Origin of the sequence: Streptomyces sp. NBC_01497, from assembly GCF_036250695.1 — a bacterium.
Taxonomy (GTDB): Bacteria; Actinomycetota; Actinomycetes; order Streptomycetales; family Streptomycetaceae; genus Streptomyces.
This window is the reverse complement of the sequence record NZ_CP109427.1, coordinates 6,356,849-6,369,089: the sequence shown is the minus strand read 5'-3', so window position 1 is coordinate 6,369,089 and position 12,241 is coordinate 6,356,849. Positions and strand designations below refer to the sequence as shown.

General features: G+C 71.2%; 12 protein-coding genes. 4 read left to right on the top strand and 8 right to left on the bottom strand.

Features of this window, described 5'->3' with window-relative positions; translation table 11 throughout:
* Window positions 1-4: 4 nt before the first annotated feature.
* The 4 genes from OG310_RS26870 to OG310_RS26855 form a co-directional block, all read right to left on the bottom strand.
* Entirely contained in the window at window positions 5-322 is a 318-nt protein-coding gene (locus OG310_RS26870) for a bifunctional 3-phenylpropionate/cinnamic acid dioxygenase ferredoxin subunit (RefSeq protein WP_329458435.1), read from the bottom strand.
* A complete protein-coding gene (gene sufD, locus OG310_RS26865; RefSeq protein ID WP_329458434.1) occupies window positions 322-1,506 on the bottom strand; it encodes a Fe-S cluster assembly protein SufD in 1,185 nt (394 codons plus the stop codon). The genes OG310_RS26870 and sufD overlap by 1 nt, the downstream gene beginning before the upstream one ends.
* Window positions 1,507-1,568: 62 nt before the next feature.
* Entirely contained in the window at window positions 1,569-2,990 is a 1,422-nt protein-coding gene (sufB, locus tag OG310_RS26860) for a Fe-S cluster assembly protein SufB (protein ID WP_329458433.1), read from the bottom strand.
* Entirely contained in the window at window positions 2,987-3,760 is a 774-nt protein-coding gene (locus tag OG310_RS26855; protein WP_329458432.1) for a helix-turn-helix transcriptional regulator, read from the bottom strand. The genes sufB and OG310_RS26855 overlap by 4 nt, the downstream gene beginning before the upstream one ends.
* A gap of 144 nt (window positions 3,761-3,904) precedes the next feature.
* Here OG310_RS26855 and OG310_RS26850 point away from each other — a divergent pair, with 144 nt between their 5' ends.
* From OG310_RS26850 to OG310_RS26835, 4 genes are all read left to right on the top strand, one after another.
* A complete protein-coding gene (locus OG310_RS26850) occupies window positions 3,905-4,852 on the top strand; it encodes an ABC transporter ATP-binding protein (RefSeq protein WP_329458431.1) in 948 nt (315 codons plus the stop codon).
* Window positions 4,849-5,661, top strand: a complete 813-nt coding sequence (locus OG310_RS26845; RefSeq protein WP_329458430.1) for an ABC transporter permease — start codon at window positions 4,849-4,851, stop codon at window positions 5,659-5,661. Before OG310_RS26850 ends, OG310_RS26845 begins: the two co-directional genes overlap by 4 nt.
* Window positions 5,662-5,762: 101 nt before the next feature.
* Window positions 5,763-6,770: a COX15/CtaA family protein gene (locus OG310_RS26840; RefSeq protein WP_329458429.1), complete on the top strand. Its 1,008-nt coding sequence runs from the start codon at window positions 5,763-5,765 to the stop codon at window positions 6,768-6,770.
* A gap of 19 nt (window positions 6,771-6,789) precedes the next feature.
* A complete protein-coding gene (locus tag OG310_RS26835; RefSeq protein WP_329458428.1) occupies window positions 6,790-7,617 on the top strand; it encodes a phosphotransferase family protein in 828 nt (275 codons plus the stop codon).
* A gap of 148 nt (window positions 7,618-7,765) precedes the next feature.
* Here OG310_RS26835 and pgl read toward each other — a convergent pair whose 3' ends face one another.
* The 4 genes from pgl to tal are packed head-to-tail and all read right to left on the bottom strand — an operon-like array spanning window position 7,766 to window position 12,217.
* On the bottom strand, window positions 7,766-8,551 hold the full coding sequence (pgl, locus tag OG310_RS26830; RefSeq protein ID WP_329458427.1) for a 6-phosphogluconolactonase: 786 nt from the start codon (window positions 8,549-8,551) through the stop codon (window positions 7,766-7,768).
* Window positions 8,548-9,564, bottom strand: a complete 1,017-nt coding sequence (gene opcA, locus OG310_RS26825; RefSeq protein WP_329458426.1) for a glucose-6-phosphate dehydrogenase assembly protein OpcA — start codon at window positions 9,562-9,564, stop codon at window positions 8,548-8,550. Before opcA ends, pgl begins: the two co-directional genes overlap by 4 nt.
* Window positions 9,561-11,093: a glucose-6-phosphate dehydrogenase gene (gene zwf / locus OG310_RS26820; protein ID WP_329458425.1), complete on the bottom strand. Its 1,533-nt coding sequence runs from the start codon at window positions 11,091-11,093 to the stop codon at window positions 9,561-9,563. Before zwf ends, opcA begins: the two co-directional genes overlap by 4 nt.
* Window positions 11,094-11,098: 5 nt before the next feature.
* The gene (tal, locus tag OG310_RS26815; protein WP_329458424.1) at window positions 11,099-12,217 is read right to left on the bottom strand and encodes a transaldolase; all 1,119 of its coding nucleotides are present in this window, start codon (window positions 12,215-12,217) and stop codon (window positions 11,099-11,101) included.
* Window positions 12,218-12,241 lie beyond the last annotated feature (24 nt).

Below are 12,241 nucleotides of genomic sequence, written 5' to 3'. Positions count from 1 at the left end.
TGACTCAGGTCTCCTGGGTGACGGAGACGAGCACATCGTCCCCTTGGATCTGTACGGGGTATACGGGGACGGGGCGCGTCGCGGGCAGTCCGGACGGCTTGCCGGTACGCAGATCGAAGCTGGAACCGTGCAGCCAGCACTCGATCTGGCAGTTCTCCACCTCGCCCTCGGAGAGGGAGACGTTCGCGTGCGAGCAGATGTCGTTGATCGCGAACACCTCGCCCTCCGTACGGACGACGGAGACGGGGACGCCTTCGAGCTCGACGCGCTTCGGCATGCCGTCCTCCAGCTCGCTGAGGGCGCAGACGCGGGCGAAGGCCATCAGACGGACGCCTCCAGCTCCGTCTCGATCTTGCCGAGCAGACGCTCCTCGACGTCCGGCAGGCCGATCTGCTGGACCAGTTCGGCGAAGAACCCGCGGACGACGAGGCGCCGGGCCTCGACCTCCGGGATGCCGCGCGCCATCAGGTAGAACAGCTGCTCGTCGTCGAAACGGCCGGTGGCGGACGCGTGTCCCGCGCCCGCGATCTCGCCCGTCTCGATCTCCAGGTTCGGCACGGAGTCGACGCGCGCCCCGTCCGTGAGGACGAGGTTGCGGTTCATCTCGTAGGTGTCGGTGCCCTCGGCGGCCGCCCTGATCAGCACGTCGCCGATCCACACCGCGTGCGCGCCCTCGCCCTGGAGCGCGCCCTTGTAGGCGACGTTGGACTTGCAGTGCGGCGTGTTGTGGTCGACGAGGAGGCGGTGCTCCTGGTGCTGGCCCTGGTCGGTGAAGTACAGGCCGAACAGCTCGGCCTCGCCGCCGGGGCCCGCGTACGCGACGCGCGGCTGGAGCCGTACGACGTCGCCGCCGAAGGTCACGACGACCGACTTGAACGAGGCGTCGCGGCCGACGAGCGTGTTGTGCTGCGCGACGTGGACGGCCTTCTCGTCCCAGTCCTGCACGGACACGACGGTCAGCTTGGCGCCGTCGCCGACGAGGAAGTCGACGTTGGCCGCGACGACCGCGTCACCGGTGTGGTCGAGCACGACCACGGCCTCGGCGAACGCGCCGAGCTCGATCACCTGGTGCACGAAGGCGGTGCCGCCCTGGCCGTGCAGGGCGATCCTGATCGGCTCGCTCAACACGGTCTCCTTGGGGACCGAGACCACGGACGCCTTCTCGAACGAGGAGTACGCCTGGGCCGCGACGCGGTCCGCCGGGACACCGGCCTTGCCGACGCGCGGGTCGTCGCGGCCCACGGTCTCCTGGGTGACCCCGGCGGGCGTGCTCACCTCGACGCGGATGCGGCCGTCGGCGGTGGCGGTGCCGTCGTGCAGTCCGCGCAGGCGCTCCAGCGGGGTGAACCGCCACTCCTCCTCGCGGCCGTGCGGTACGGGGAAGTCACCGACGTCGTACGAGGGGGACGCGCTCATGCGCGTCGCCACGGTGGACTCCGCCGCCACCGCGATCGCGCCGGTGGTCGTGGAACCCGCCGGAGCGGGGGAATTCTGGGCCTCAGCCATGGCTGTCGTCGTGTTCTCTCTGTCTGTCTCTGGTGCTGTCTCGGTGTCGGGGCGGCGCGGCGTCAGCCGACCGATCCCTCCATCTGCAGCTCGATCAGCCGGTTGAGTTCCAGCGCGTACTCCATCGGGAGTTCCTTGGCGATCGGCTCGACGAAGCCGCGCACGATCATCGCCATCGCCTCGAACTCGGACAGACCGCGGCTCATCAGGTAGAACAGCTGGTCTTCCGAGACCTTGGAGACGGTCGCCTCGTGGCCCATCGACACATCGTCCTCGCGCACGTCCACGTAGGGGTACGTGTCGGAGCGGGAGATGGTGTCGACCAGCAGCGCGTCGCACAGAACGTTGGACTTGGAGCCCGCGGCGCCTTCGCCGATCTCGATCAGGCCGCGGTAGGAGGTCCGGCCGCCGCCGCGCGCCACCGACTTGGAGACGATGTTCGACGACGTGTTGGGCGCCATGTGCACCATCTTGGCGCCGGCGTCCTGGTGCTGGCCCTCGCCCGCGAACGCGATGGAGAGCGTCTCGCCCTTGGCGTGCTCGCCCATCAGGTAGACGGCCGGGTACTTCATGGTGACCTTGGAGCCGATGTTGCCGTCGACCCACTCCATGGTCGCGCCCTCGTACGCCACGGCACGCTTGGTGACGAGGTTGTAGACGTTGTTCGACCAGTTCTGGATCGTCGTGTAGCGGCAGCGGCCGCCCTTCTTGACGATGATCTCCACGACGGCGCTGTGCAGCGAGTCCGAGGAGTAGATCGGGGCCGTGCAGCCCTCGACGTAGTGGACGTAGGCGTCCTCGTCGACGATGATCAGCGTCCGCTCGAACTGGCCCATGTTCTCCGTGTTGATACGGAAGTAGGCCTGGAGCGGGATGTCGACGTGCACGCCCTTCGGCACGTAGATGAAGGAACCGCCGGACCACACCGAGGTGTTCAGCGACGCGAACTTGTTGTCGCCGACCGGGATGACGGTGCCGAAGTACTCCTTGAACAGCTCCGGGTGCTCCTTGAGCGCCGTGTCGGTGTCCTGGAAGATGACACCCTGCGCCTCCAGGTCCTCACGGATCTGGTGGTAGACCACCTCGGACTCGTACTGCGCGGCGACACCGGCGACGAGGCGCTGCTTCTCCGCCTCGGGGATGCCGAGCTTGTCGTACGTGTTCTTGATGTCCTCGGGCAGGTCGTCCCAGGACTCCGCCTGCTTCTCCGTGGAGCGTACGAAGTACTTGATGTTGTCGAAGTCGATGCCCGACAGGTCCGAGCCCCAGTTGGGCATCGGCTTCTTGCCGAACAGCTTGAGGCCCTTGAGGCGCAGCTTCAGCATCCACTCGGGTTCGTTCTTCTTCGCCGAGATGTCGCGGACGACCTCTTCGGAGAGGCCGCGCTTGGCCGCGGCACCCGCGGTGTCGGAGTCGGCCCAGCCGAATTCGTACGTGCCCAGGCCGTCGAGCTCGGGGTGTGCGGTCTCCGTGGGGAGCGTCATGCGGGGTTCCTCCCGGCAGTGCGTTCAGTAGTGGGGTCGAAGTGGGGGGCGGCGGCGTCCGGCGTCCCCGGGATGAAGGTGGTGCACACGCCGTCGCCGTGGGCGATGGTCGCGAGCCGCTGCACGTGCGTGCCGAGGAGCTGGGAGAAGGCCTCCGTCTCGGCCTCGCACAGCTGCGGGAACTGCTCGGCGACGTGGGCGACCGGGCAGTGGTGCTGGCAGAGCTGCTCACCCTGCCCGTTCGGCGCCGCGCGGGTGGTGGCCGCGTATCCGTCGGCGCTCAGCGCGTCCGCGAGGGCCTCGGCCCGTCCGGCGGGGGCCGCCGCTTCCACGGGGGCGCGGTACGCCTCGGTCTGGGCGGCGAGCCTGGCGCGGGCGAACGCCGCGACGGCGGCCTCGCCCTTCTCGGCGCCGCCCGCGGCGGCGGAGATCCAGCGCAGGGCGTCGGCGGCGAGCTTGTCGTAGGACTGGTCGAAGGCGTCCCGGCCGCAGTCGGTCAGCGCGAAGACCTTCGCGGGGCGCCCGCGCCCCCGCGAGCCGTAGACCCGCTTCTCGCGGGGTTCCACGACGGTGTCGGCGACCAGTGCGTCGAGATGGCGGCGCACGGCCGCGGCGGTCAGCCCCAGGCGGTCCGCCAGCTCGGCGACCGTCGAGGGGCCGTGGTCCAGGATGGACCGCGCGACGCGGCCGCGCGTGGAGTGCTCACCGGTCGCCAGATCGTCCTGCGGGGTCCCCATGGGGGCCTCCCGAGTCTCGCCGACGTATTTCACAACGCCATTGTTGCGTAATTCCCGGCGGGATGACAACCACGGTCCGCCACGATCAACGGTGCCCTGCGTCACTTAGGGTCACCTAAGGAGCGGTCCCGGTCCCCCGTGGTCGGCCGTCCCAGGGGCGCTGCCTAGACTTCGGCCATGCACAGCGACTTCCCGGACAGCGGGTCCGACCCCGTCGTGTCGATCCGGGGCCTGGTCAAGCGTTACGGGAACACGACCGCGGTGGACGGCCTGGACCTGCTGGTGCGCGCGGGCACGGTGACTTCGGTGCTCGGGCCCAACGGTGCGGGCAAGACCACCACCATAGAGACCTGCGAGGGCTATCGCCGACCCGACGCGGGCACCGTGCGCGTCCTCGGGCTCGACCCCGTCGCGGACGCGGCGCGGCTGCGACCCCGGATCGGCGTGATGCTCCAGTCGGGTGGCGTGTACTCCGGCGCCCGCGCCGAGGAGATGCTCCGCCACATGGCGAAGCTGCACGCGAATCCGCTGGACGTGGACGCGCTGATCGAGCGCCTCGGCCTCGGCTCCCTGGGCCGCACCACCTACCGTCGGCTGTCCGGCGGGCAGCAGCAGCGGCTCGCCCTCGCGCTCGCCGTCGTCGGCCGCCCCGAACTGGTGTTCCTCGACGAGCCGACCGCGGGCCTCGACCCGCAGGCCCGCCGCGCGACCTGGGAGCTGATCGGCGAGCTGCGCGCGGACGGCGTCAGCACCGTGCTGACCACCCACTTCATGGACGAGGCCGAGAGCCTGTCCGACGACGTCGTCATCGTGGACGCCGGGCGCGTGGTCGCCCAGGGCGACCCCGAGGAGCTGTGCAAGGGCGGCGCGGAGAACACCCTGCGCTTCACCGGCAGGCCCGGGCTCGACGTCGGTTCGCTGCTCAAGGCACTTCCCGACGGCTCGGGCGCGTCCGAGCTGACGCCGGGCGCGTACCGGATCACCGGCACGGTCGATCCGCAGCTGCTCGCCACCGTCACCTCCTGGTGCGCGCAGCACGGGGTGATGGCGGAGGGCATCGCCGTGGAGCGGCACACCCTGGAGGACGTCTTCCTCGAACTGACCGGCAAGGAGCTGCGCCGATGAGCACCACCGCCGGGCCCGTGGGCACGGGCACCAGCACCACCACCGGCACGGGCACCTACGCGCCGGCGCCCGGCGCGGCCCCGCTCGCCCGGATGATCGCGGCGCAGACCGCGTTCGAGACGAAGCTGCTGCTGCGCAACGGCGAGCAGCTGCTGCTGACGGTGATCATCCCGTCACTGCTGCTGGTCGTGTTCTCGACGGTCGACATCGTGGACACCGGCCGGGGCAGGTCCGTGGACTTCCTCGCGCCCGGCATCCTGGCCCTCGCCGTCCTGTCCACCGCCTTCACCGGGCAGGCCATCGCGACCGGCTTCGACCGCCGCTACGGCGTCCTCAAGCGGCTCGGCGCGTCGCCGCTGCCGCGCTGGGGCCTGATGACCGCGAAGACGCTGTGCGTGCTCGTGACGGAGCTCCTCCAGGTCGCGCTGCTGAGCGTCATCGCACTGCTGCTCGGCTGGTCCCCGCACGGCGACCCGGGCGCGGTGGCCCTGCTGCTGGTCCTCGGCACGGCGGCGTTCTCCGGGCTCGGCCTGCTGATGGCGGGCACGCTGAAGGCCGAGGTGACACTCGCCGCGGCGAACCTGGTGTTCATCCTGCTGCTGGTCGCGGGCGGGGTGATCGTGCCGCTCGACACGTTCCCCGACGGCGCGCGCGAGGTGCTCCAGCTGCTGCCGATCGCGGCGCTGTCCGGCGGGCTGCGGGACGTGCTCCAGCACGGCGCGTCGATGCCCTGGGGCGATCTGGGCATCCTGGCCGGCTGGAGTGTGGCCGGGCTCGGCGCTGCGGGCGCGTTCTTCCGCTGGGAATGACCCCGCCACGGCGGGCCCGCCCACCGGCGGCGCGGTGGAGCGGCCCACGGGCGGCGATCCGGCCACCCCCTCGTGAAAACCTGCACAAGCGGCCGCATACGATGACTGTCATGCCGAACGTCACCCGGGCGGATGTGGCCGAAGCGGCCCGTAACCCCCTGGCCTTCCTGGCCGCGCGCTGGACGCCCTCCGACCGTCTGGTCCGCTACTCGCTGCTGGCCGCGGTGGTGATGAGCGTGGTCATCGTCGTCACCGGCGGCGCGGTCCGCCTGACCAGCTCGGGTCTCGGCTGCCCCACCTGGCCCAAGTGCTCCGACGGCAGCCTCACGGCGACCCCCGCGCTCGGCCTGCACGGCGCGATCGAGTTCAGCAACCGCATGCTGACCGACCTGCTCTGCGTCGTCGTCGGGTGGGCGATCATCGCCGCCCGCTGCGCGAAGCCCCGCAGGCGCAGCGTCACCCGGCTCGCCTGGTCGCAGTTCTGGCTGGTCGTCGCCAACGCGGTGCTCGGCGGCATCACCGTCCTCGTCAAGCTCAACCCCTGGACGGTCGCGGGCCATCTGCTGCTCGCCATGGTCTTCGTCACCGTCACCACCCTGGCCTGGCTGCGCTTTCGCGAGGGTGACCTGCCCGCCCGGCCGCGCGCCCCGCTGCCGCTGCGCCGCCTCACGGCGTGGATGGTCCTCGCGACGGCCGTCCTGATCGCCGCGGGCACCGCGGCGACGGGCTCCGGTACCCACGCGGGCGACAGCACCAAGGTGCCGCGGATGCCGTTCGACTGGCTGGACACGGTGTACGTGCACGGGGGCCTCGCGTGCCTCGTCGTCGCGATGTCCGCCGCCCTGTGGATCGGGCTGCACGTCGTCGACGCGCCGCACGACACCCGCGTGCTCGCCCGCAACTTCCTGCTGGTCCTGCTCGCCCAGGGCGTCATCGGGGTCGTCCAGTCCGCGACCGGGGTGCCCGAACTCCTCGTCGGGGTGCACATGCTGGGGATCTGCGCGGTGTGGATCGGGGTGGTGCGGGTCGCGGTGAGCCTTCGGGAGCGCCCGTCGGCCGTGCCCGAGGTGCCGGCCCAGGCCCACCTCCCGCTCGCCGCGAAGGTCTGACGGCCCGGCGCCGCACGACGTGGTCTGGAGCACGCACACCGTCGAGGCCGACGGGGAGCGGGTCGTCAAGACGTTCCGCCCCGGCGACCACGCGGAACACGCGCGCGAGTGGCGCGCCCTGTGCCTGCTCCACATCCACGCACCCGGCCTCGCACCCGTGCCCCTCGCGTCGGACCCGGCCGTCGAGCGTCCCGTGATCGTCATGTCACGGCTGCCGGGGACCCCGCTGCGCGGCGCGCTCGCGGACCCCGCCCGTACCGCCGCCCTCGCCCGGGCCGTACGGCGGCTGCACACGTGCGTACCGCCCGGCGCGGTGCGGTCCCTGCCGCCCCGGCCGGACCGCGCGTCCGCACTGCTGCGCCGCGTCCCGGGCTGGCTCGCCGAAGGCCACGCGGACCGGACACGGGGGGTGGCGGCGCAGGCCGTCGAGCGCGGGATCTCCTGGCTGGGCTCCAGCCGCGTGGGCGAGGACGATCCGCCCGGCGTACCGGTGGTATTCGGCCCGGGCGACGGCAACCTCGCCAACTACTTGTGGGACGGGCAGCGGGTACGCGCCGTCGACTTCGAGGACTCGGGCCGCAGCGACCGCGCCTTCGAACTGGCCGAGATCACCGAGCACGTGTCCAGCCGCGAGGAGGGCGGGCTCGACGTCCCCCTGTTCCTGGGGCACTTCCCGCTGACGCGCGCGGAGGCCGCCCGCTACGACGACTGCCGCAGGCTGCTCTCCCTCGTATGGCTCTTCCTGCTGCTCGGGGACGCCTCGGGGCCGGGCTCGCGCAATCCGCCCGGCGCCGCGGAACACCGCGCGGCGCACCTCCTGCGCCTGCTGGACGGCGCGAACGTCTGAACCGCGCGGCGAGGCGGCACCTCCCCCCGACGCCCCCGGCGCGGGCCCGCACGGCTCAGCCGAGGAGGGGCACGCCGACGGCCCGGCCCCTCCCCCGCTGATCGCGGGAGGGGGACCGGGCCGTCAGGTACGCCCGTATGCCCGTGCCTCAGGCGGAGGCCGGCGGGTAGAGCGCGCGCGGCAGCTTCGACGCCGCCGCCTCGTCCAGCAGCCACAGCGTGCGCGCCCTGCCGGTCGCACCCGCCGCGGGAGCCTGGATCTCGCCGGCGCCGGACAGCGCGATCTCCGCTGCCTCGGCCTTGTCCTCGCCCGCCGCGAGCAGCCACACCTCGTGTGCCGCCCTGATGGCGGGCAGCGTGAGCGAGATGCGCAGCGGCGGCGGCTTCGGAGCCCCGTGCACGGCGACCACCGTGCGTTCGCTCTCCCGTACGCCGGGCAGCTCGGGGAACAGCGACGCGACATGGGTGTCGGGCCCCACGCCCAGCATCAGGACGTCGAACGACGGTACCTGTGCGTGGTCCTCGGGCCGCGCCGCGGCGGCCAGTTCGGCGGCGTAGGCGGCCGCGGCCGCCTCGATGTCGCTGCCGTACGGGCCGTCCGAGGCGGCCATCGCGTGCACCCGCTTCGGGTCGAGCGGGACACTGCCGAGCAGCGCGTCGCGTGCCTGGGTGACATTGCGCTCGCTGTCCCCCTCGGGGAGGAAGCGTTCGTCACCCCACCACAGGTCGAGCCGCGACCAGTCGACCGCGTCCCGCGCGGGCGACGACGCCAGCGCGGCCAGCAGGCCGTTGCCGTTGCGCCCGCCGGTCAGGACGACCGACGCGGAGCCGCGCGACGCCTGCGCGTCCACGATCTTCGTGATCAGCCGCGCCGCCGTGGCGCACGCCATCAGCTCCTTGTCGCGATGCACGACGAGCTGCGGCGTCGTGCTCACTTGGACGCCGCCCGCTTGGCCGCGGTCTTCTTCGCGGCCGGCGCCGCACCGTCCTTGGCCGTGTCGCCCGCCGGTGCCCCGGCCGACGACTCGGCGAGCCGGTCCACGCCGAAGCGCAGCGTCGACGCGTACGTGTCGTCCGGGTCGAGCCTGCGCAGTTCCTCCGCGATCAGCTCGGCCGTCTCGCGGCGGTTGAGCGCCACCGCGCGGTCGGGCTGGCCCTCGATGGAGAGGGTCGCGAGGGAGCCGTCGGCTCGGTCGATGGAGACCGGACCGCAGGTGGTCTCCATCCGCACGGCGGTGAGCCCAGGGCCCTTGGACACGGCGCGCCGCACCGGCACGCCGAGGCGGTCGGCCAGCCACATCCCGAGCAGTTCACAGCTCGGGTTGTCCTGCTCGCCCTCCACCTCGACCGAGGTGACCTTGCAGGTCACCTGGTCGAGGGCGGCGGCGAGCATGGAACGCCACGGGGTGATCCGGCTCCATGCCAGGTCCGTGTCGCCCGGCGTGTAGACGGCGGCGCGTTCCTTGAGCTCCTCGACCGGGCTCTGCGCGGTGTAGGAGTCCGTGACGCGACGCTGGGCCAGCGCGCCCAGCGGGTCCTTGGCCGGGCTGGGCGGCGAGTTCACCGGCCACCAGGCGACGACCGGGGCGTCGGGCAGCAGCAGCGGCAGCACCACCGACTGGGCGTGGTCGATGACCTCGCCGTACAGCCGGAGGATGACCGTCTCGCCGATGCCGGCGTCCTCGCCGACCCGCACCTCGGCGTCGAGGCGCGCGTTGGCGCGGTCCCGCGGGGAGCGCGAGGGGCGCTTGACGACGACGAGCATGCGCGAGGGGTGTTCCCTCGACGCGTCGCTCGCGGCCCTCAGGGCGTCGTACGCGTTCTCCTCGTCGGTGACGACGACCAGGGTGAGGACCATGCCGACCGAGGGTGACCCGATGGCCTTCCGGCCCTGGACCAGCGCCTTGTTGATCTTGCTGGACGTGGTGTCCGTGAGGTCGATCTTCATGGCCGCCGCCAGCTCCGTCCGTCTCGTGCGAGCATTTCGTCCGCCTCGGCGGGACCCCAGGTCCCGGACTCGTACTGGGCGGGCCTGCCGTGCTTGTCCCAGAACTCCTCGATCGGGTCGAGGATCTTCCAGGAGAGCTCGACCTCCTCCGTGCGCGGGAAGAGGTTGGCGTCGCCGAGCAGCACGTCGAGGATGAGTCGCTCGTACGCCTCGGGGCTGGACTCGGTGAAGGACTCGCCGTACTGGAAGTCCATCGAGACGTCCCGTACCTCCATGGAGGTACCGGGCACCTTGGAGCCGAACCGCATCGTCACGCCCTCGTCCGGCTGAACGCGGATGACGAGGGCGTTCTGCCCCAGCTCCTCGGTCGCCGTGTGGTCGAAGGGCGAGTGCGGCGCGCGCTGGAAGACGACCGCGATCTCGGTGACGCGGCGGCCGAGGCGCTTGCCGGTACGGAGATAGAACGGGACGCCCGCCCAGCGGCGGTTCTCAATCTCCACCTTGATCGCGGCGTACGTGTCGGTCTTCGACTTGGGGTCGATGCCGTCTTCCTGGAGGTAGCCGACGGCCTTCTCGCCGCCCTGCCAGCCCGAGGCGTACTGGCCGCGCACGGTGTCGGCCCCCAGGTCCTTCGGCAGCCGTACGGCGCCGAGCACCTTGGTCTTCTCCGCGACCAGCGCGTCCGCGTCGAAGGAGGCGGGCTCCTCCATCGCGGTCAGCGCCATGAGCTGGAGCAGGTGGTTCTGGATGACGTCGCGCGCGGCGCCGATGCCGTCGTAGTACCCGGCCCGGCCGCCGATACCGATGTCTTCGGCCATGGTGATCTGCACGTGGTCGACGTACGACCGGTTCCAGATCGGCTCGAAGAGGGTGTTGGCGAAGCGGAGCGCCAGGATGTTCTGGACGGTCTCCTTGCCGAGGTAGTGGTCGATCCGGAAGACCTCGTGCGGCGGGAAGACCTCGTGGACGACCGCGTTGAGTTCCTTCGCGGACTTGAGGTCGTGGCCGAACGGCTTCTCGATGACGGCGCGGCGCCAGGACCCTTCCTTCTGGTCGGCGAGCCCGTGCTTCTTGAGCTGCTTGACGACCTTGGGGAAGAACTTCGGCGGCACCGACAGGTAGAAGGCGAAGTTGCCGCCCGTGCCCTGCGACTTGTCGAGGTCCTCGATCGTCGACTTCAGCGTCTCGAACGCCTCGTCGTCGTCGAAGGTGCCCTGCACGAACCGCATGCCCTGGCTGAGCTGCTGCCAGACCTCCTCGCGGAACGCGGTACGTGCGTGCTCCTTGACGGCGTCGTGCACGACCTGGGCGAAGTCCTCGTTCTCCCAGTCGCGGCGGGCGAAGCCGATGAGTGAGAAGCCCGGCGGCAGCAGGCCGCGGTTGGCCAGGTCGTAGACCGCCGGCATCAGCTTCTTGCGGGACAGGTCGCCCGTGACACCGAAGATGACCAGGCCCGAAGGCCCCGCGATGCGCGGGAGCCTTCGGTCCGCGGGGTCACGGAGCGGATTGGCTCCGTGGGTTGCGGTCAAGGGGATCAGCCCTCCGAGGGGGCGAGGCGCTTGAGTTCCGCCTCGGTCGACTTGAGCAGGTCGTTCCACGCCGACTCGAACTTGTCGACGCCCTCGTCCTCAAGGAGCTGGACGACCTCGTTGTACGAGATGCCCAGCTTCTCCAGGGCGGCCAGGTCCGCGCGGGCCTGGTCGTAGGTGCCGCGGACGGCGTCGCCGGTGATCGAGCCGTGGTCCTGGACGGCGTACAGGGTCGCCTCGGGCATGGTGTTCACGGTGTTCGGGGCGACCAGGTCGTCCACGTACATCGTGTCCTTGTACGCCTTGTCCTTGACGCCCGTGGAGGCCCACAGCGGGCGCTGCTTGTTGGCCTGCGCGCGGTCGAGGACGGCCCAGCGGTCGCTGCCGAAGACCTCCTCGTACGCCTCGTAGGCGAGGCGGGCGTTGGCGACCGCGGCCTTGCCGCGGGCGGCCTTGGCCTCGTCGGTGCCCAGCGCGTCGAGGCGCTTGTCGACCTCGGTGTCGACACGGGAGACGAAGAACGACGCCACGGAGTGGATCTTGGACAGGTCCAGGCCGGCGGCCTTGGCCTTCTCCAGTCCGCTCAGGTAGGCGTCCATGACCTCCCGGTAGCGCTCCAGCGAGAAGATCAGGGTCACGTTGACGCTGATACCGCGGCCGATGGTCTCGGTGATCGCGGGGATGCCGGCCCTGGTCGCCGGAATCTTGATCAGCGTGTTCGGCCGGTCCACCAGCCAGGCCAGCTGCTTGGCCTCGGCGAGCGTGGCCAGCGTGTTGTGCGCGAGGCGGGGGTCCACCTCGATGGACACCCGGCCGTCCGTGCCGCCCGTCGCGTCGAAGGTGGGGCGCAGGATGTCGGCGGCGTCGCGGACGTCCGCCGTGGTGATCATGCGGATGGCTTCCTCGACGGTCACCTTGCGGGCCGCGAGCTCGGTGAGCTGGGTGTCGTACCCGTCGCCCTGGGAGATCGCCTTCTGGAAGATCGAAGGGTTCGTCGTGACGCCCACCACGTGCTGCTCGTCGATCAGCTCGGCCAGGTTGCCCGAGGTGATCCGCTTGCGTGACAGGTCGTCCAGCCAGATCGCTACGCCTTCGTCGGAGAGGCGCTTCAGTGCGTCTGTCATGTCGGTTGCATCTCCTACTTGTCG

Excerpts from the sequence above, each read along its gene's own strand:
- OG310_RS26870 (WP_329458435.1), bottom strand. The coding sequence starts at position 322 with ATGGCCTTCGCCCGCGTCTGCGCCCTCAGCGAGCTGGAGGACGGCATG.
- sufD (WP_329458434.1), bottom strand. The coding sequence starts at position 1,506 with ATGGCTGAGGCCCAGAATTCCCCCGCTCCGGCGGGTTCCACGACCACC.
- sufB (WP_329458433.1), bottom strand. The coding sequence starts at position 2,990 with ATGACGCTCCCCACGGAGACCGCACACCCCGAGCTCGACGGCCTGGGC.
- OG310_RS26850 (WP_329458431.1), top strand. The coding sequence starts at position 3,905 with ATGCACAGCGACTTCCCGGACAGCGGGTCCGACCCCGTCGTGTCGATC.
- OG310_RS26845 (WP_329458430.1), top strand. The coding sequence starts at position 4,849 with ATGAGCACCACCGCCGGGCCCGTGGGCACGGGCACCAGCACCACCACC.
- OG310_RS26840 (WP_329458429.1), top strand. The coding sequence starts at position 5,763 with ATGACTGTCATGCCGAACGTCACCCGGGCGGATGTGGCCGAAGCGGCC.
- opcA (WP_329458426.1), bottom strand. The coding sequence starts at position 9,564 with ATGAAGATCGACCTCACGGACACCACGTCCAGCAAGATCAACAAGGCG.
- tal (WP_329458424.1), bottom strand. The coding sequence starts at position 12,217 with ATGACAGACGCACTGAAGCGCCTCTCCGACGAAGGCGTAGCGATCTGG.